The following is a 17286-nucleotide window of genomic DNA, read 5'->3' on the forward strand; positions in this document are numbered from 1 at the left end:
CCCCGAGCCGAGATGCTGGCGTGGGGCGCGCGAAACGGGAGAGTGCAAGTTCGCGGCGGCCCCACAGCATCCGTCGATAGTGTCGCGACCATGAGCCTTCGCGAGATTCCCCTGACCACGATTTCCGGATCCACCACGACTCTTGCCGAGCACCAGGACAAAGTGGTCCTCGTCGTCAACGTCGCATCGAAGTGCGGGCTCGCGCCGCAGTACGACACCCTCGAGGCGATGTACCAGAAGTACCGCGACCGTGGCTTCGTCGTGCTCGGCTTTCCGAGCAACCAGTTCTTCCAGGAGCCGGGCGAGGGCGAGTCGATCGAAGAGGCCTGCCGCATCAACCACGGCGTGACGTTCCCGTTGTTCGAGAAGACCAAGGTCAACGGCAAGAACGCACACCCGCTCTATGACGAACTGACCAAGACCCCGGATGCCGGCGGCAAGGCGGGCAAGGTCAAGTGGAACTTCGAGAAGTTCGTGATCACACCCGACGATGAGGTGCACCGGTTCCGGCCCACCACCGTTCCGGATGCTCCCGAAGTGGTCTCGGTCATCGAGGGCGCGCTCAAGAACTAACGCTCACCGCGTTTCAGCTCGGTGCCGAGGGCGTCGAGGCGTTGGGTCCAGAAGCCACGGAAGTGGGCAATCCACTCGTCGACCTCCTGCAGCGGCTCGGCTTCGACGGTGTAGATCCGCCGCCTGCCTTCGCTGCGGGCGGTCGCGAACCCGCTCTCGCGCAGCACTTTGAGGTGTTGCGAGACAGCGGGCTGGCTGATCCCGAACTCGTCCGCGATCGCGTCGACGATTGCGCCGGCGGGCAGCTCACCTTCGGCGAGGAGCACGAGGATCCGGCGCCGGACCGGATCTCCGAGAATGTCGAAGGCGTGCACTAGGCGTCCGGGCCCGATTCCACTCCCATGTACGCGGCGAGGCAGCGAGCGGCCGCGGCCGTGGCATCCGCTTCGCTTTCTCCGGCCGCGATGTTCGCTTCGCGCCAGCCATCGTTGCTGCGGGTCATGAAACGGATGCCGTCTTCCGACTCCATCCACGCCGCCGCCTCTTCGGGTTTCAGGCTCGCGCCCGAGCCGAGGTGGAGGTTGAGGCCGAGGAGCATCGAGTCCCAGCCGATGCCGACTGCACTCGGCCCGAACATCTTCCAGTCCTCGTCGCCGACGTGGGCGATGTGTTCGATCTCGACGGTGGTCTCGTTCTCGCTCGAGCTCGTCAGCGTTGCCGTGACCCAGCTGATGTCTCCGCCGAACTCCCACGTCACATGGAGGCGGTCAGGTTCGGCGCACTCGAGGATCTCGCCGCCCGCGTTGCCCTCGATCTGGTAACGCCCGCCGAGCGAGAACTCACCCGTGATCGGTGCCAGCCAGCGCGAGATGCGGTCCTGGGTGGTGATGGCGTTCCAGACGTCGGCCCGCGCTGACGGATAGGTCTGGGTCAGCGTCACAACGCGGGCGTCGTCGCCCCCGACCTCGCGCTTGCCGACGGTGCGGCGTACCGCAGGGATCTGGGCGTCGGTGGCGGCGTGCAATTTTGCGATGTTGGTGTCCATGGCGCCAATGTATCAGCGTCAACTTATATGTGCAAGAGCGCGTCCGGCGAATTCACTCACCGCGGACCAATGCACCCGGCGCACCGAGTGAACCCGTCCGCAACGCGTGAAAACGCGAGCCGGGCCCGCGGCCGGGACCCGCGGCCCTACTCGGCGCCGTGCCCGGCAGGCACGCGCTCGGCCTCACGCGGCGGGCCTGGCGGGGTTCCGTCGCCGAAGGGGCGACCACCGAGCGACTCGCGGCCGTGCTCGGTGAGCCAGCCGGAGGCATCCGGACCGGCGGGGACGATCCCGGTCGGATTGATGTCGGAGTGCACGATGTAATAGTGCTGCTTGATCTGCACGAAGTCGGTCGTGTCGCCGAAGCCCGGCGTCTGGAACAGGTCGCGCGCGTACGCCCAGAGCACGGGCATCTCGGTGAGCTTGTTGCGGTTGCACTTGAAGTGCCCGTGGTACACCGCGTCGAAGCGAGCGAGGGTCGTGAAGAGACGGATGTCTGCCTCGGTGATCGTGTCGCCCACGAGGTAGCGTTGGCCGGCGAGCCGCTCCTCGAGCCAGTCGAGCCGCTCGAACAGGCGGTGATACGCCTTCTCGTATGACTCCTGCGAACCCGCGAACCCGGCGCGGTACACGCCATTGTTCACGTCGCGGAAGATCAGGTCATTGACCTCATCGATCTCGGCCCGCAGGTGCTCGGGGTAGAGGTCGGGGGCACCGTCGCGGTGGTGCTCGGTCCACTCGGTTTCGAAATCGAGTGTGATCTGCGGGAAGTTGTTCGTCACCACTTTGCCGGATGCCACCTCCACGACCGCGGGAACGGTGATGCCGCGCGGGTAGTCAGCGAAACGGCGGAAGTACGCATCCTGCAGGTAGTGGATTCCGAGCACGGGGTCCACGCCGCCCTCGTCGAGGTCGAAGGTCCAGCTGCGGGCATCGTGGGTGGGGCCGGGCATGCCGAGCGAGATGGCATCCTCGAGTCCGAGCAGCCGGCGGGCGATCGCGGTGCGGTTCGCCCACGGGCACGCGCGCGCGGCGACGAGGCGGTACCGGCCGGGTTCCACGGGCCAGCCATCGCGGCCGTCGCGCGTGATGCGGTCCTCGATATAGTTCGTGTCGCGGGTGTATTCCTCGCCCGGTTCGACGTAGCTGCCTGGCGTGGTCTGCTCGGTGGTGGTTTCCGTGGTCATGGGCCCAGCCTAGGCAGCCGACCTGTGCACGGGCCCGGGCTTGCGGTTCGCGCCTGCTGGCGTAACAGGAGTGCGGCCGCGGGCGCGCGGCTCTAGCCTGTGGCCATGGAAACTCTCGACATCGCTGGCTCCCGCGTGCTGCTCCTCGACGCGGACGGCCCGCTCATCGCGCGACCCGATCAGGCGAACGACCTCATCGGGGATGCCTGGGGGCACGAAGCAACGGTCGTCGCAATCCCTGCCTCCCGCCTCGATGCGGAGTTCTTCCGCCTGAGCTCCGGGCTCGCCGGTGAGGTTGCACAGAAGCTCGTGAACTACCGGATCACGCTTGCGATTCTGGGCGACATCGCCGCCCACGTCGAGGCGAGCGGCGCCCTGCGGGACTTCGTGTGGGAGTCGAACCGCGGTGACCACGTGTGGTTCCTCGCGGATCGGGCCGAACTGGAGGGGCGGCTGGGCCGGCGGGCGCCCTGATTGCTGGTGCGCGGACCTTTCGGGAGGTCTCGATACGCGAGGTTGCTCGGACCCGATTTCGATACGGCCGCAGGCGGCCTACTCAATCAGCGGGGAGGGCCGCAGGCGGCCTACTCAATCAGCGGGGAGGGCCGCAGGCGGCCTACTCAATCAGCGGGGAGCGGGGCATCACACCCCGGAGAAGAACGCGCCGATCGCCCGTGACAGTCCCACGAGGTCGTCGACGTGGGCGAGTTCGCGCGCCGAGTGCATCGACAGCAGCGGAATACCGACGTCGAGTACCCGGATCCCGAGCCGTGTCGCTGTCAACGGCCCGATGGTCGAGCCGCACGGCACCGTGTTGTTCGACACGAACTCCTGGTACGGAACCTGAGCCGACGCACACGCGCGTTCCCAGAGCGCCGAGCCGACGGCATCCGTCGCGTAGCGCTGGTTCGCGTTGATCTTGAGCAGCGGGCCCGAGCCGATGACGGGGTGGTTCGCGGGATCGTGCTTCTCGGGATAGTTGGGGTGCACCGAGTGCCCGGCGTCGGCGGAGAGGCACCAGGAGTTCGCGTACGCCTGCAGCTTCTGCGAGACGGATGCTCCGAGCCCGGCCGCGATCCTCGAGAGGATGTCGTCGAGCATCGGGCCCGACGCACCGGAGCGGGACTCCGATCCCAATTCCTCGTGGTCGAAGGCAGCGAGAACGTTGATGTGCTCGGCGTCGGGGGCGCTGAGCAGAGCGGCGAGGCCGGCGTAGACGGAGGACAGGTTGTCCATGCGCCCAGCCGCGAACAGGTCGCCGTCGATGCCGAACCGTGCCGGCGCCTGGGTGTCGGCGGTGAGAATGTCGTAACCCGCCACGTCGGCGCCGTCGATCCCGGCGAGCGAGGCGAGGTGACCGACGAGATCGGCCGAACCCGCGTCGCCGACGCCGAACACCGGCACCGTGTGCCGCTGCCGGTCGAGCGTCAGCCCGCTGTTGGCGTCACGGTCGAGGTGGATCGCGAGCTGCGGGATCCGCAGGAACGGCCCGGTGCGTACGAGGCGCTCGTCGCCGTCGCGCGTGACGAGGCGCCCGGCGAGCTCGAGTTCGCGGTCGAGCCACGAGTTAAGCAGCGGCCCTCCGTACACCTCGACGCCGGCCAGCAGCCAGCCGTGTGCGGTGATCGTCGGCTTCGGCTTGAGCTTGAAGCCGGGCGAATCGGTGTGCGCGCCGAGGATCCGGAACGGAGTGGTCGGTCCGGATGCCTCCGGCTGGCTCCACGCCACGACCGCACCGTCGCGCACAACGTAGTGTCGCCCGGCTCCGGTCGGCCATTCCTCGGTCTCGCTCAATACGGCATACCCCGCCTCGTCGAGCCGCCGGGCCACCTCGGCTGCCGCGTGGTACGACGACGGGCTCGCCTCGATGAAGCGGGCGAAGTCGGCGATGTGCGCGTTGGGGTTGAGCGTGGAATCCATGGTTCCCATCCAACCACGCAGTGCCGGCGGCGATCGGTGTGACCTGAGCAGGGTGCCGCCAACATGAATCAGTCGGCGGCGGAAAGGCCACGCCTCAGGTGCGCAGTGACGCGAGGGCCGGGTGGCGGCGGAGAGCGGATTCGCCGACACTCCCCCACACCGCGAGCACCGCCAAAGACTCCGCCACTTCACCGCTGAGAACGATCGGAGCTCCCTCGTGCAACCGCAGCACGACGATGCCCGGCTCCACGGCGATGTCGGTGATATCCGAATACCGGATGTCGAGCAGTTCAACCCCGGCGCGCACCAGAATGCGCCGGTCGGTTGCGCAGATTTCCGCGGTGTCCGGTTCACTCCAGCCACGACGAGCGGATGCCGCCTGCCGCACTCCGGCTGCACCAGCACCCCGTGCCGACACCACCATTTTGCGCATCGCCGGGGCCGGGATGCTGTGCCGCGCGCACTCGACCGTGCCGTGCAGAAAGACCTGCTCCCGGGCATCCGTGGGGAGAGAACCGGGCGACTCGGTCGGCGGAAGGAGTTCGTGCGTGAGCGACCAGAGCAGGTCGCGTGCTTTCGCGACGCCGGCGGCGGCCGGCCCGACCGCCTCGCGGGCCTGAAGCCGGCGGATGTGCCCCGCCCGGATGGCGAAGAAGAGGCAGACGGCGGGCACCGCGAGCGCCAGCGCGAGCGAGATCTCGGAGAGCGCCCACGTGATCGTCGAGGTCGGTGACGACATGTCGGGCTCGAGGGCGATCCAGAGCCAGCCGAAGCCGAGAAGCGCGACAATTCCGACTACCAGGGGCAACAGAATGCTGGGGCGTTTGCGCACGTTCTCAATGTAGAGCACCTCGCTGATCGCACGATCCCGCCGATCGAGTAGCGAGAAGCGAGGAACGAGGAACGAGGAGCGAGCGTATCGAGATCCGGTACGGCGATCGCGATACGCTCGCTGCGCGAGCTACTCGATCAACGCGGCAGCAGCGCCCAGCGGCACACCCCAGCCCTCGAGTGCAGCCTTCACATCCGGGCGGCGCTCTGCAGCGAGGGCCTCGGCGTACGCCGCGTCGAGCACGTCGGCGATCCGCACCTTCGAGCCGGTCGACGACGACAACACAGCCGCCTCGACCATCGCGAGGCTGTACACATTCGAGTGCACCTCCCCCGACGGAACCGTGCCGGTGCGCAACGCATCAACGAACTCGGCGAGCGCACCACCGATCTCCTCAGCGGGCGAGGCAGCAGAAGCAGACGCAGCGCCAGCACCGGATGCTGCGTCGCCGCCCAGCCCGACGGCATCCGCCACCGGGTCGGGAGCGCCACCCTCCGCGGGGGCGACCCGTTCGACGACCGGATCATTCTCGCCATCCCAGCGCGCCGACCCTCCGGCGGCGTTCGCACGCCAGGTACCGTTCCACGACGTTTCGAGTCCGTCGGCGCACCAGCTTCCGGTGTAGACGTAGCGGGCGCCACCGGAGAACTCGAACACCGCGGTAGCGGCGGCGTCGCCGGAGTACCAGCTCCAGCTCGGGTTGAACTCCTCGCAGTAGACGGACACCGGGTCCTGGTCGAGCAGATAGCGCACGGCGTCGAACGGGTGGATCGCCATGTCGACGAGCAGCACGTGCTCCATCTCTTCACGAAATCCACCGAAGTGCGGCGCTTTGAAGAACTCGGTCGTGACCACGCCGACATCGCCGAGGGTCGACAACTGTTCCCGAAAGGCAGCAAGCGTCCGGTAGTACCGGCGCGACTGGCTGATCATGAGCAACTGACCACTCACCTCGGCGGCGGCAGCGAGCGACAGCCCCTGCGCCACCGTCGGCGCAACGGGCTTCTCGCACAACACCGGCAGCCCGGCAAACAGGGCTTCGACGTTGACCGGGTGATGGGCGGCGGGGATCGTCACGTTGACGACCGCCTGGGCATCGGATGCCTCGGCCACTTCGGCGACGCTCGTCCCGACGACGACGCCCGACAGCCCGGCATCGGCGAGCGCAGCCTCAGCGGCAGCGACGTTGAGGTCGACGAGCCCGACGAGCATCACATCGGGAGAGTCGGCGAGGAGCCGGACCCAGTTGCGGCCCATCCCGCCTGCACCGACCTGCACGACGCGGATCGGGTCCGTTCCGGCGAGAACGGGAAAGGAGACGGTGCTCAATTCGCCATCGCTCCCTGGTAACCGTGGCCGTTGTAGAAGTCCTCGGTGTCATAGCGGAGCAGTACGGGGTCGGTGCGCTCGGGGCGCACGGTCACCGCCCACTCGACGCCGTTCGCGATCACACGGCGAACTTCCTTCTGGTGGTAGACCGGGTAGTCCTGGTCGCCGGGGCTGAAGAAGAAGATTTTGCCGAAGCCGCGCTTATAGGTCATGCCGCTGCGGAACACCTCGCCACCCGAGAAGGTGGAGAGGAACACGAGCTCGTCCGGAGCGGGGACGTCGAAGAACTCTCCGTACATCTCCTGCTGCGGAATGATGAACGGGTGCGGCACACCCTGAGCGATCGGGTGGGTCGGGTCGACGGTCCAGACCAGTTCGCGATCCTCTTCTGACCGCCAGCGCAGGGTGCACGACGTTCCCATGAGCTTGCCGAAAATCTTCGACCAGTGCCCGGAGTGCAGCACGAGCAGGCCCATCCCGGCGAGAACGTGGCGGTGCACCCGCTCGACGACCTCGTCGGAGACCTCCGAGTGTGCCGCGTGCCCCCACCAGACGAGCACGTCGGTGTTGGTCAGCACGTCTTCGGTGAGCCCGTGCTCCGGGTCGTCGAGGGTCACGGTGGTGACCGACGTTCCCTCACCGAGGTTCTCCTCGATGCCCTCCTTGATGGTGCTGTGCATGCCATCCGGATAGATCGCGGCCACTTCGGGCTGCTCCTGCTCGTGGCGGTTCTCGCCCCAGACGATGACGCGGATCGGGCTTTCGGTATTCGACATGGTGTTCCTAACGGTGTGAATAGTGAGAATGACGGATGCCGCGAGGCGGCGAAAACAGAACGACCTACTTCACAGCGCCACCGGTGGCACCGGCAGCGATGTACTTCTGGGCAAGGATGAGCAACACGATCGCGGGGATCGACGACAGCACGGCCGTCGCCATGACGGCGCTCCAGTTCGACACCTGCGTGCCGAGGTACTGGTAGATGCCGAGCGTGACCGGTCGCACCTCCTCGGTAGTGGTGAGGGTGAGCGCGAACAGGAAGTCGCTCCAGGAGAAGAGGAACGCGAACAGACCGGCGGTGATGATCGAGTTGCGGCTGATCGGCACGACGATCGAGACGAACGCGCGGACGAGACCCGCGCCGTCGACCCGGGCAGCCTCGACGATCGACGGTGGGATGCCGATCATGAACGCCCGCATGATGAGGATGGCGAACGGGATCGCGTGCGACGCATCCGCCAGAATCAGTCCGGGAATCGAGTTGAGCAGCCCGATGTCGTTGTAGGCGGCGTAGAGGGCGTTGGCGATCACGATGCCGGGGATCATCTGCGAAATGGTGATCGCGAGCAGGGCGACGTTGATCCAGCGGAACCGGAACTGAGCGAGCGCATACGCAGCAGGTGCCGCGATGGCGAGGCTGAGCACGACGGTCCCGAGTGAGATGAGCAGGCTCGTGACGAGATTCTGGCCCTGGTCGGCGATTGCCTTCTCGTACCCGGCGAAGTTCGGGTTGAACGGGAAGATGTCGGCTGTGAGCGTGTTGCCGGACGGCTGGAGTGATGCGTTGATCATCCAGTAGACCGGGAACAGCATGATCCCGAGGAACACGATGCCGAGAACGGTGTAGCCGGCGGAGCGGGTGTTCTCCTTCTGGCGACGCTTGGCGGCCGCGTGGTGCGAGAGAACGACGGGTGCGATGGTCATGTCTGGCCCCTTACTCGTCGACCTGGCGCCGGTTGGCGCGGAGGTAGATGATGGCGAACAACAGGGAGATGAGGATGAGGATGTTGCTGAACGCAGCACCGACGCCGAACTCGAAGTTCACGAACGACTCCTGGTAGGAGCGGATCGCGAGCGTCTGCGTCGCGTTCGCCGGCCCGCCGTTGGTGAGGCCGAGGATGATGTCGAGCACCTTGAGCGTGTAGACCACCCCGAGCAGCAGCACGACGCTCACGACCGGGCGCAGGTTCGGCCAGGTGATGTGCCAGAAGGCCTTCCAGCCCGTCGCGCCGTCAAGGGCGCCTGCCTCATAGAGCTCGTCCGGGATGTCCTGCAGACCGCCGTAGAGGATGGTCACGTTGAACGGGATTCCGATCCAGATGTTCACGAGGATGACGGCGGTCAGCGCCACCGACGGGTCGGTCAGCCACGGAACCGCTTCGATCCCGAGGGTTCCGAGGAACCGGTTCAGGATGCCGCTGTCCTGATCGAGGATCGACCGCCAGGTCGCGCTCGCCACGATGAGCGGCAGCAGCCACGGCAGCAGAAGCATCGAGCGGAGGAAGTTGTTGAGCGGGAACCGGCGCTTGAAGAACGCGGCGAGCGCGAGCCCGATCACAAACTGGCCGGCGATCGACCCGATCGTGAACAGCGCCGTGTTGGTCAGCGACGGCCAGAACAGGTTGCTCGTGATCACCGTGAGGTAGTTCTGGATGCCGACCCATGGCGCTTCTCCGGTGAAGAAGGTCTTCGTCGTGTAGTCCTGCAGGCTCATCACGATGTTCTTGACCACGGGGTAGCCGAAGAACAGCAGGATGTAGAGCGCGGCGGGCACCACGAAGAGGATCTTTGTGACGTTCTCCTTCGAGAACTGCCGCTTCAGCGAGCGGCGTGGCAGGGTGCCCCGACGAGGCGCGCCCGCGCGATCGGCCGGAGCCGTTTCGCTGGTGAGACGTGTCGTTGACATGCGTGAAACCTTTCGGCGCTCCCGGTGGAGCACCCTGCGCGTAGGGGGCGAGTTATCCTGCGGAAGCCTGCTCGAAGGCATCCTCAACCGAGGCCTGCCCCGTGAGAGCGAGCTGGATCGCGGTGTAGATCACGGTCGCAGCCTCTGGCCACTCCTCACCGAGCTGGCCGGTGCGCGAGCGGGCGTTGGCGACCTGCTCGGTGAAGGCGTCCATGGTGGGAACGGCCTCGACGTACTCGTCGGCGAGTTCGGTCTTGGTCGGCACGGTGTACCGCTCGGTCGCGAGCTCGAGCTGGTTGTCGTCGCTCGAGATGCACTCGACGAAGGATGCCGCCTTGGCCTGCTTCTCGTCGTCACCCGTCACCGGAACGGTCCAGACTTCGCCGCCCAGCGGGGCGATCGGGGTCTGGCCGGCTTCGTTGACGGGGACCTGCACGGTGCCCCACTTCACGTCGGGCGTCTCGGCGAGGCCGGGGATCTGCCACGGTCCGTTGATCATCATCGCGGCCTTGCCGGCAACGAACTGGTCCTTGACGTCGGCCTGGGACCAGTTGAGAACGCTCTTGGATGCCGCGCCGCTGTCGACGAGGTCCACCCAGAGCTGCAGAGCCTCGGCAACCTCGGGGGTATTGAGGTCGGTCTCATCGCCACCGTTCGTCCACATGAACGGGAGGAACTGCCAGCTGCCCTCGTAGGTGGCGATGGCGGAGAAGGCGAGGCCGTACTGGTCGCCGGTGGTGAGCGTTGCTGCGGCGGTCTTGAGCTCGTCCCACGTGGTGGGCGGCTCGACGCCGGCGGCGGCGAGGAGGTCCTCGTTGTAGAACAGGCCGAGCGTGTTCACCGTGGGGGCGAGACCGTAGACCTCGTCTTCATAGGTGGCTGCCTCGAGGATGCCATCGGCGAAGCCAGAGGTGTCGACGTCGTAGTCGCTGAGCGGGGCGAGGCCACCGGTCGCGGCGATCTCCTGCAGATCGGGGTTGTCGAGCATGAGCACGTCCGGCAGCGTCTTCGACGATGAGCGCTGGAGGACCTTCTGGATGAGATCCTTGCCTGGGACCGTCTCGCGCTTGAGCGTGACGTCGAGTTCTTCGGCGCACTTGTCGAGCGCGGCCTGGATGAGCGTCTTGTCCGGCTCGTTGTTGTAGTAATCGAGAACGGTGAGGGTGTCAGGGTCACCGCCGGACTGCCCTCCCCCTCCTCCGCCTGCGCACGCCGTCAGGGCGAGCGGGGTGATGGCCGCGATGGCCAGAAGCGTGGTCAGTCTGCGTTTTCTCATGGTGGCTCCCTTGCCAAATGTGTTGGGACGTCGCTGTTCCGGTAAAGCGCTTAACCGCGAAGGTGTTCTGACGATTCTGCGGCCGGTGGACGGGGTTGTCAAGGAAAAAGTTAAGCGCTTTACTGATTCGTGATGAAGCGACCGGAACCGGTGCGGATCTGTGAGAGGATTCGAGCCAGCATCCGCTTTCACTGCAGAACCGGGCGCGAAACGAGACGGAAGGGGGCACCGTGGCCACCATGCAGGATGTCGCCCGGCTGGCGAATGTCTCCATCGCGACCGTGTCGTTCACCGTGAACAACAGCAAGCCGGTCTCCCCCGCCACCCGTGCCCGGGTCGAAGCGGCGATGCAGGAGCTCGGCTTCCGCCGCAACGCCGTTGGCCGTGCGCTCGCGAGCAAGCGGACCCACATCCTTGCCCTGCTCTACCCGGCGCTGCAACACCGCTTTCGTGGCACCGTCGTGAACTTCTTCACCAGCGCCGCCCGGACCGCGAGCGAGCACGGCTACAACCTCGTGCTGTGGCCGGCGAGCAACGACGACGAACTCGACGAACTGACGTCGACCGGTCTCGTCGACGGAGTGCTTCTGATGGAGGTGCAGGTCGAGGACCCCCGGGTCGAGCGCCTGCAGAAGTCCGGCACGCCATTCGCCCTCATCGGCCGGACCGCTGAACCCGACGCTCTCGACTTCGTCGACATCGACTTTGAGGGCACCGTCGCCGCCTCGATCGACCACCTGGTCGAACTCGGGCACACGGCGATCGGTCTGCTCGACGGCGGTGTCGGCAGCGGAGCTCTTCGCGGTTATGGCCCCGTCGTGCGCACCCGGGGCGCGTTCGACCGGGAGATGGAGGAGCGCGGGCTGACCGCCTTCCGGCTCTCCTGCGACGAGAACCCGGCCGCCGGCCGAGAGATGGGTGCGCGGCTCCGCGACGAGGCGCCCGGCATGACCGCGCTGATTCTCATGAACGAGCACGCGGCACCCGGGCTGCTGAGCGAACTCCGGCACCAGGGGCTGTCGGTGCCTGATGACCTGTCAATCCTGTCGATCGCGTCCTCGAAGGAGATGGCGGCGATGAACGATCCCGAGCTCACCGTGATGAGCGCGCCGAGCGTTGAGCTGGGCCGCCGCGGGGTGGAATTACTCATCGATCAGCTCGACGGCGGTGGCGATCACGACCGGCACGCGCTCGTGATGTGCGCGCTCGAGCAGGGCGCGTCGACGGCGCCGCCGCGTGCGGCCCCTCGCTGATCGCAGTTCGCCCATCTGGCGTCCCCTCCGGGCCCGACGCTCGTGCGCGGGTGTTCTGGCCGCACGCGAGTGCAGCTGCACCGGCGCAGCATAAAACCACGCCGTCCGTTCCACTCACGGCCCTCTTACCGCACTCCGGCACTTCGTGCGGCCGGGATGCAACCCCCTTGCACGGGGGACAACACGGGGCTTTGACTGGTGTTTCCCCGTGAAAGGACCAGCAATGAGTACTTCAGATTCCCGCGATCCCGACGCACGCACCCGCGCCAACTCGACCCCGGGCGGCCCTGAGGCCCACGGTTCAGTGCCCGCAGAGTCCCGACCTTCCTATCGCGAAGAGGTGACCGGCCGACAGAAAGAGCAGTTCGGCGGCATCAAGTTCGGCTCCGCCTTCTTCGGCTGGCTCGCCGCGACCGGACTCGTCGTCCTCCTCACCGCGCTCGCTGTCGCCATCGCGACAGCCGTCAGCGGAGGGGTCGAAGAGGCCGTCGACTCGACCATCTCGACCCCGTTCGGCGGCATCGTGATCTACGCCATCGTCGTGCTCGTGATCCTCTTCATCGCGTACTACTGCGGTGGGTACGTCGCTGGCCGGATGGCCCGCTTCGACGGGGCAAAGCAGGGACTCGCCGTGTGGCTCTGGGCGATCATCATCGCCATCGTCGCCGCGGTCCTCGGGCTGGTGCTCGGCAACAACATCCTTGCCGACCTCAACACCTTCCCGCGCATCCCGACGAGCACTGAAGACCTGACCACGGAAGGTATCGTGACCGCGGTTCTCGCTGCACTCGTCAGCCTCGGCGGTGCGATCCTCGGAGGAATGGCGGGTATGCGGTTCCACCGTCGTGTCGATCGCGCCGGCCTGGGTCGCTGACTCAAGCCCGTGGCATCCGATTTCATTTCTTTGAGGAGTAAGCATGCTTGATTCACGCGACATCGGCGGCCTGCAGGGCGCGCCCGTGCTCGGCCGCGACAACGAGAAACTCGGTCATGTCGGGCAGGTGTTCCTCGACTCGCAAACCGGTGCGCCCAACTGGGTGACGGTGAAGACCGGCCTGTTGGGGCACAAGGAGACCTTCGTCCCGCTCGCGGAGGCCGACTTCAACGGCGAGGAACTGTCCGTCGACATCGACAAGGAGACCCTCAAGGAGGCTCCGCGCATCGACGCCGACGAGGAACTTTCGCCGCACAACGAAGAGGCGCTCTACCGCTACTACGGTCTGTCCGACCAGGACACTGACGGTGGAACCGCGCGGCCGGACGAGTACCCCGACCGCGAATACCGCCACAACCCGGGCGGAAATACGGTCACACCGGTTCCCGTCGGCACGTCGGATGCGGAGCGCGACCGCTCGCGCGACGCGGACCGCTCTCTCGACTCCGATCGGAACACGGATGCCGACCGGCTGCTGAATGACGAGCAGCGCGCGGATGCCGCACGCTCCCGCGATCTCGACGACGACGGTCGGGTTGACGACGATGATCGTCGTACCCTGACCGAGGAGAACATTGGCGGCCAGCGGGCATCCGGTGCCGCGGTTCCGGCTGAGGACACGAGCTTCGACACCGGCGAACACCGGGACGAGGGCGCACGCAACGACGGCCCGCTCGGGGACGACCTCAAGCGTGCCGCGGACGACGACCGGCCGCGGGATCTCAATGAGTTCCACCCGGACAAGGTGGACCTCACCGCTGGGCAGCGCGACGGATCCGCGGTTCCGGCCGACGAAGCAGGCCTCACAGGCCAGAACCAGGGCGGCGACGCACCGAAGCACGCGCGGATGCGGCGCTATGACCCGAACCTCGACGGCACGACCGCGGGCGATCCAACCATCGATCGCAGCAGCCCGCCACGAACTTTGTGAGGAACTCGGGCCGCCTGCCCCGGCGGTTCCCTTGCAATCAAGGAAAGGAACATGAATGAGCGATTCAGCTATGACCGGAGGAGATCCGGAAACTGTCGACATGATGGGCCACCAGACCGCGCAGAACGACCCCGTTCTCGGTGAACCGGTCTACAACACGAATGATGCCGAGGATGCTCGGAACGCTGAGGTGACCGAGGAGCAACACCTCGACGACCGTCACGCGACCGGCGAGCACTACACGCCGAGCAACGACTTCGATGCGGTCGCCTCCGAGGGCGACCCGATGCTCAACCTCGACGACGAGAACCGCTGAGTTTCAGCCGCGTCAGGCCCGGTGCCCCTCGGGGTGCCGGGCCTTTTCGTACTCTTTCTGCCGCGAGTTGCCCGGTTTCGCGGGTCGTCGCGCTCGTGCACCCGCGAAAGTGGGCAACTCGCGGTACGAGTGAAGCCCGTGAAAGGATCCAGCCATGCCGACGAAACTCCTGCTGCTCGCCGATACCCACGTGCCGAAACGCGCACGGGCGCTTCCCGACCAGGTCCGGCGCGCTGTCGACGAGGCAGACGTCGTTTTACACGCGGGCGACTGGGTCGATGAGGCCACGCTCGACGAGCTGGAGAAACACAGTCGCCGCCTGATCGGTGTGTACGGCAACAACGACGGGCCCGGGTTGCGCTCCCGCCTGCCGGAGATCGCGACCGAGGTGATCGACGGCATCCGCTTCGCGATGATCCACGAGACCGGGCCTGCGACCGGTCGTGAGGCGCGGTGCGAGGCGCAATTCGCGGATGCCGATGTGCTGGTTTTCGGGCACAGCCACATCCCGTGGGACACAACGACGCCGCGCGGGCTGCGACTGCTCAACCCCGGGTCACCGACCGATCGCCGCCGCCAGCCCGTCTGCACCCTGATGACGGCGGTCGCCGATGCCGGCACCCTGCGCGACGTGACGCTCGTGCCCGTCGACCGTGCGCACGGCTCGCAGAGTTCGCAGGCCTGAGCGGGCGACCGCAAGCCCCTTGTCGGTCGAGTTCGCGGTTGCCTACGGTGGGGGTTCCGACGAAAGGACGAACCATGAGCGACCAGAACATTCACGACGACAAGTCTTCGACCGATGGAGTGACATCGGAGGGCGCAGTGTGGGGCGTCGGGGACCCGAAGGACGAGGAGATGCTCGCGAAGGAGACGGTCGCGAACGATGCCGTCGCCGGTGAGCCGGTCGAGCAGGATGCCGCGTTCCTCGACGTCGACGAAGCTGACGTTGAGACCTCGGACTCCGATGCCGCCAACGACTCCGACGACACCGAGAACGACCAGCACCTCTTCAGCAACACCCACGGTGAGGTCGAGCCGGGCACCGACAACCAGGACACGACCGTGTCCCAGCTCACGGATGCTCTCGACAGCGACGCGGTCGCGTCGAGCGAGGCATCAGGGACGGATGCCACGGGTTCCGACCGCTGACCCACTCCTGTTTTCCTGCTTCCGGGCTCCGACGCCGCGTGCGTTCGGGGCCCGGACGCTTTTGTGCCGGCGACCGAGTTGCCACAAAAGGTTGCTGCCAACGACGAATCACCACAATGTGCTGCTGCGGCTCACAATGAACGACCGGTTGAAGCAGCTCAAGCTCTTGGACGCCATCGACCGGGCCCAAAAGGTCGTTCGCGCAATCGATCGGGCCCAGAGGGTCGTTCCCGCTCAATGCGGAGAACCCTTAGGGCCCGACCGATCCCCCGCGGACCCACCCCGGCCGCGAAGCCTACGGTTTCGGTGCCGCGTCGGAAGGCGTTGATCCGCCGTCCGGCCCGTCGCTGGTGTCCTCGGGCACTGGTTCCTTCTTCTGCTGCCCGAATGCAACGCCGAACACCACGCCGAGCGCAATCCCGATGCCGAGGAACGCCCAGCTGTCGAGCACGAGGCTGAGCGTCACCCCGAAGCTCAGCCCGAGGGCGATCCCGATCCCGATGGCCTGGCCTTGCTTCTCTTCATCCGCTGAATCGTCGGATGCTTCGCTCGGCTCCGCGTCATCGGCCGGCGTGTGATCGTTGATTCTCCCCATGAACCCACGGTATGGCGGACGGATTGCCCGTGGCATCCGTCGCTCGGGGGATCTTCATCATTGCCGCTCTAGACTGAATTTTCCGGCACTATCCTGCCGCGGAACCGAGGAGGACCCCTGTGGTGGTGACGGCGGCCCTCGTGCTCGATGTGATTCTGATCGCGGTGCTCGTTGTCGCCCTCGTCTACGGGTTCACCCGCGGGTTGCTGCGGGTTGTCGGCGGGATCGCCGGCATGATCGTGGGCGGGATCGCGGCGTTCTTCGTGCTTCCGCTGGTGTCGACCTGGGCCGCACTGTCCGAGTGGCGAGTGCCCATCGCCTTGCTCGCCGGGCTGCTGCTCGTGTCGATCGGGTTCTCGATCGGCGCTGCCATCGGCAACCTCATCCGTCGCCCGCTCCACAAGACCCCGCTCCGGGGAATCGACCGCTTCCTCGGTGCGATCACCAACGTTGCGGTGACACTCGTCGTCGTGTCGATGCTCGCGTTCAGCGCCCAGTCGCTCAGCGCACCGGTCCTCACCCAGGCGATGGCAACGTCGAACGTTCTGCGAACCCTCGATGACCTCACGCCGCGCCCCGTGGCATCCGCCCTCGCGCAGTTGCGGTCGACGATCCTGACCGACGGGCTGCCGCGCCTCATCGACGCCGTCGGGGTGCCGTCGACGGCACCGTCGATCCCGCAGATGGCGATGGACTCGCCGGAGCTGACGCGAGCGGCGGCATCCGTTGTGCGGATCACGGGCAACGCACCGTCGTGCGGAAGCGGAAGTGTCGGCAGCGGATTCGTCGTGGCCGACGACCGCATCGTCACCAACGCACACGTCCTCGCGGGCGTCACGGAACTCGTCGTCGAAGCGCCCGGTGAGCTACCCAAGCCCGGGCGGGTCGTGTACTTCGACCCGGTCGACGACCTCGCCGTCATCGCCGTCAATGGTCTGGATGCCGCGCCCCTCGCGATCTCCCCCACCCTCGGCGCCGGGGCCCAGGCCGCGTTCATGGGCTACCCGTACGGCGGGCCGTTCTCGGCGCAGGCCGCCGAGGTGCTCTCGAGCGGAAGCACCCTCGTCGGCGACATCTACGGCGCGAACCCGGTCCCGCGCGAGATCTCAACACTCGCCGCGAATGTGCAGCAGGGCAACTCCGGTGGCCCGCTGCTGACGACCGACGGTGCTGTCGCCGGCGTCATCTTCGCGAAGTCGGATGCCACGGCCAACGTCGGCTACGCCCTCGCGATGGAAGAGGTCCTTCCGGTGATCGCGCAGGCTTCAGCATTGACGGATGCCGTCGCCTCCGGCTCCTGCATCGCGCGCTGACCCGGCC

At 66.7% G+C, this 17286-nt stretch carries 20 protein-coding genes; 9 read left to right on the forward strand and 11 right to left on the reverse strand.

Translation table 11 applies throughout. The features are described 5' to 3' along the window. Window positions 1-90: 90 nt before the first annotated feature. Window positions 91-573 (forward strand): glutathione peroxidase, encoded by a 483-nt coding sequence (locus ACWA1Q_RS14315; RefSeq protein WP_463758316.1) that lies wholly within the window; start codon window positions 91-93, stop codon window positions 571-573. Here ACWA1Q_RS14315 and ACWA1Q_RS14320 read toward each other — a convergent pair. The 3 genes from ACWA1Q_RS14320 to ACWA1Q_RS14330 all read right to left on the reverse strand — a co-directional run bounded on the left by ACWA1Q_RS14320 (window position 570) and on the right by ACWA1Q_RS14330 (window position 2745). Further along, on the reverse strand, window positions 570-887 hold the full coding sequence (locus tag ACWA1Q_RS14320; RefSeq protein WP_463758317.1) for an ArsR/SmtB family transcription factor: 318 nt from the start codon (window positions 885-887) through the stop codon (window positions 570-572). The genes ACWA1Q_RS14315 and ACWA1Q_RS14320 overlap by 4 nt on opposite strands. Beyond that, entirely contained in the window at window positions 887-1558 is a 672-nt protein-coding gene (locus ACWA1Q_RS14325) for an SRPBCC domain-containing protein (protein ID WP_463758318.1), read from the reverse strand. Before ACWA1Q_RS14325 ends, ACWA1Q_RS14320 begins: the two co-directional genes overlap by 1 nt. 146 nt (window positions 1559-1704) lie before the next feature. Then, window positions 1705-2745, reverse strand: a complete 1041-nt coding sequence (locus ACWA1Q_RS14330) for a glutathione S-transferase family protein (protein ID WP_463758320.1) — start codon at window positions 2743-2745, stop codon at window positions 1705-1707. A 105-nt stretch (window positions 2746-2850) separates the two neighbouring features. Here ACWA1Q_RS14330 and ACWA1Q_RS14335 point away from each other — a divergent pair, with 105 nt between their 5' ends. After that, a complete protein-coding gene (locus ACWA1Q_RS14335; RefSeq protein ID WP_463758322.1) occupies window positions 2851-3219 on the forward strand; it encodes a DUF4180 domain-containing protein in 369 nt (122 codons plus the stop codon). A gap of 168 nt (window positions 3220-3387) precedes the next feature. Here ACWA1Q_RS14335 and ACWA1Q_RS14340 read toward each other — a convergent pair whose 3' ends face one another. The 7 genes from ACWA1Q_RS14340 to ACWA1Q_RS14370 form a co-directional block, all read right to left on the reverse strand. Next, window positions 3388-4665 carry a M18 family aminopeptidase gene (locus ACWA1Q_RS14340; protein ID WP_463758324.1) on the reverse strand — a complete coding sequence of 426 codons (1278 nt, stop codon included), beginning with the start codon at window positions 4663-4665 and terminating at the stop codon, window positions 3388-3390. 94 nt (window positions 4666-4759) lie between these two features. After that, a complete protein-coding gene (locus ACWA1Q_RS14345; protein ID WP_463758326.1) occupies window positions 4760-5497 on the reverse strand; it encodes a hypothetical protein in 738 nt (245 codons plus the stop codon). 129 nt (window positions 5498-5626) lie between these two features. Continuing rightward, complete coding sequence (locus ACWA1Q_RS14350; RefSeq protein ID WP_463758327.1) at window positions 5627-6826, reverse strand: Gfo/Idh/MocA family protein; 1200 nt, start codon at window positions 6824-6826, stop codon at window positions 5627-5629. Continuing rightward, window positions 6823-7602 (reverse strand): ThuA domain-containing protein, encoded by a 780-nt coding sequence (locus ACWA1Q_RS14355; RefSeq protein WP_463758329.1) that lies wholly within the window; start codon window positions 7600-7602, stop codon window positions 6823-6825. The genes ACWA1Q_RS14350 and ACWA1Q_RS14355 overlap by 4 nt, the downstream gene beginning before the upstream one ends. A gap of 64 nt (window positions 7603-7666) precedes the next feature. Further along, window positions 7667-8419, reverse strand: a complete 753-nt coding sequence (locus ACWA1Q_RS14360) for a carbohydrate ABC transporter permease (protein ID WP_463760877.1) — start codon at window positions 8417-8419, stop codon at window positions 7667-7669. Between the two features lie 121 nt (window positions 8420-8540). Continuing rightward, the gene (locus tag ACWA1Q_RS14365; protein WP_463758330.1) at window positions 8541-9512 is read right to left on the reverse strand and encodes a carbohydrate ABC transporter permease; all 972 of its coding nucleotides are present in this window, start codon (window positions 9510-9512) and stop codon (window positions 8541-8543) included. Between the two features lie 52 nt (window positions 9513-9564). After that, window positions 9565-10788 carry a sugar ABC transporter substrate-binding protein gene (locus tag ACWA1Q_RS14370; RefSeq protein WP_463758332.1) on the reverse strand — a complete coding sequence of 408 codons (1224 nt, stop codon included), beginning with the start codon at window positions 10786-10788 and terminating at the stop codon, window positions 9565-9567. A gap of 239 nt (window positions 10789-11027) precedes the next feature. On the opposite strand from ACWA1Q_RS14370, the gene ACWA1Q_RS14375 reads away from it, so the two are divergent. The 6 genes from ACWA1Q_RS14375 to ACWA1Q_RS14400 all read left to right on the forward strand — a co-directional run bounded on the left by ACWA1Q_RS14375 (window position 11028) and on the right by ACWA1Q_RS14400 (window position 15371). Next, on the forward strand, window positions 11028-12041 hold the full coding sequence (locus ACWA1Q_RS14375) for a LacI family DNA-binding transcriptional regulator (RefSeq protein ID WP_463760878.1): 1014 nt from the start codon (window positions 11028-11030) through the stop codon (window positions 12039-12041). 223 nt (window positions 12042-12264) lie between these two features. After that, window positions 12265-12915, forward strand: a complete 651-nt coding sequence (locus tag ACWA1Q_RS14380) for a hypothetical protein (RefSeq protein ID WP_463758333.1) — start codon at window positions 12265-12267, stop codon at window positions 12913-12915. Window positions 12916-12958: 43 nt separating this feature from the next. Further along, window positions 12959-13906 carry a PRC-barrel domain-containing protein gene (locus ACWA1Q_RS14385; RefSeq protein ID WP_463758335.1) on the forward strand — a complete coding sequence of 316 codons (948 nt, stop codon included), beginning with the start codon at window positions 12959-12961 and terminating at the stop codon, window positions 13904-13906. Between the two features lie 55 nt (window positions 13907-13961). After that, window positions 13962-14222: a hypothetical protein gene (locus ACWA1Q_RS14390; RefSeq protein WP_463758336.1), complete on the forward strand. Its 261-nt coding sequence runs from the start codon at window positions 13962-13964 to the stop codon at window positions 14220-14222. A gap of 154 nt (window positions 14223-14376) precedes the next feature. Continuing rightward, the gene (locus tag ACWA1Q_RS14395; protein ID WP_463758337.1) at window positions 14377-14907 is read left to right on the forward strand and encodes a metallophosphoesterase family protein; all 531 of its coding nucleotides are present in this window, start codon (window positions 14377-14379) and stop codon (window positions 14905-14907) included. A 74-nt stretch (window positions 14908-14981) separates the two neighbouring features. Further along, window positions 14982-15371: a hypothetical protein gene (locus tag ACWA1Q_RS14400; RefSeq protein WP_463758339.1), complete on the forward strand. Its 390-nt coding sequence runs from the start codon at window positions 14982-14984 to the stop codon at window positions 15369-15371. 295 nt (window positions 15372-15666) lie between these two features. Here ACWA1Q_RS14400 and ACWA1Q_RS14405 read toward each other — a convergent pair whose 3' ends face one another. Further along, window positions 15667-15966: a hypothetical protein gene (locus ACWA1Q_RS14405; RefSeq protein ID WP_463758340.1), complete on the reverse strand. Its 300-nt coding sequence runs from the start codon at window positions 15964-15966 to the stop codon at window positions 15667-15669. Between the two features lie 119 nt (window positions 15967-16085). Here ACWA1Q_RS14405 and ACWA1Q_RS14410 point away from each other — a divergent pair, with 119 nt between their 5' ends. After that, window positions 16086-17279, forward strand: coding sequence for a MarP family serine protease (locus ACWA1Q_RS14410; RefSeq protein WP_463758341.1), 1194 nt, complete (start codon window positions 16086-16088; stop codon window positions 17277-17279). Window positions 17280-17286: the final 7 nt, after the last annotated feature.

The organism is Mycetocola sp. TRD_SC_2, from assembly GCF_055361225.1.

What these genes read in the sequence shown, in the direction of transcription:
- ACWA1Q_RS14315 (WP_463758316.1), top strand. Translation starts at nt 91, where the DNA reads ATGAGCCTTCGCGAGATTCCCCTGACCACGATTTCCGGATCCACCACG.
- ACWA1Q_RS14325 (WP_463758318.1), bottom strand. Translation starts at nt 1,558, where the DNA reads ATGGACACCAACATCGCAAAATTGCACGCCGCCACCGACGCCCAGATC.
- ACWA1Q_RS14330 (WP_463758320.1), bottom strand. Translation starts at nt 2,745, where the DNA reads ATGACCACGGAAACCACCACCGAGCAGACCACGCCAGGCAGCTACGTC.
- ACWA1Q_RS14335 (WP_463758322.1), top strand. Translation starts at nt 2,851, where the DNA reads ATGGAAACTCTCGACATCGCTGGCTCCCGCGTGCTGCTCCTCGACGCG.
- ACWA1Q_RS14340 (WP_463758324.1), bottom strand. Translation starts at nt 4,665, where the DNA reads ATGGATTCCACGCTCAACCCCAACGCGCACATCGCCGACTTCGCCCGC.
- ACWA1Q_RS14355 (WP_463758329.1), bottom strand. Translation starts at nt 7,602, where the DNA reads ATGTCGAATACCGAAAGCCCGATCCGCGTCATCGTCTGGGGCGAGAAC.
- ACWA1Q_RS14360 (WP_463760877.1), bottom strand. Translation starts at nt 8,419, where the DNA reads ATGCTGTTCCCGGTCTACTGGATGATCAACGCATCACTCCAGCCGTCC.
- ACWA1Q_RS14365 (WP_463758330.1), bottom strand. Translation starts at nt 9,512, where the DNA reads ATGTCAACGACACGTCTCACCAGCGAAACGGCTCCGGCCGATCGCGCG.
- ACWA1Q_RS14370 (WP_463758332.1), bottom strand. Translation starts at nt 10,788, where the DNA reads ATGAGAAAACGCAGACTGACCACGCTTCTGGCCATCGCGGCCATCACC.
- ACWA1Q_RS14375 (WP_463760878.1), top strand. Translation starts at nt 11,028, where the DNA reads ATGCAGGATGTCGCCCGGCTGGCGAATGTCTCCATCGCGACCGTGTCG.
- ACWA1Q_RS14380 (WP_463758333.1), top strand. Translation starts at nt 12,265, where the DNA reads ATGAGTACTTCAGATTCCCGCGATCCCGACGCACGCACCCGCGCCAAC.
- ACWA1Q_RS14385 (WP_463758335.1), top strand. Translation starts at nt 12,959, where the DNA reads ATGCTTGATTCACGCGACATCGGCGGCCTGCAGGGCGCGCCCGTGCTC.
- ACWA1Q_RS14390 (WP_463758336.1), top strand. Translation starts at nt 13,962, where the DNA reads ATGAGCGATTCAGCTATGACCGGAGGAGATCCGGAAACTGTCGACATG.
- ACWA1Q_RS14395 (WP_463758337.1), top strand. Translation starts at nt 14,377, where the DNA reads ATGCCGACGAAACTCCTGCTGCTCGCCGATACCCACGTGCCGAAACGC.
- ACWA1Q_RS14400 (WP_463758339.1), top strand. Translation starts at nt 14,982, where the DNA reads ATGAGCGACCAGAACATTCACGACGACAAGTCTTCGACCGATGGAGTG.
- ACWA1Q_RS14405 (WP_463758340.1), bottom strand. Translation starts at nt 15,966, where the DNA reads ATGGGGAGAATCAACGATCACACGCCGGCCGATGACGCGGAGCCGAGC.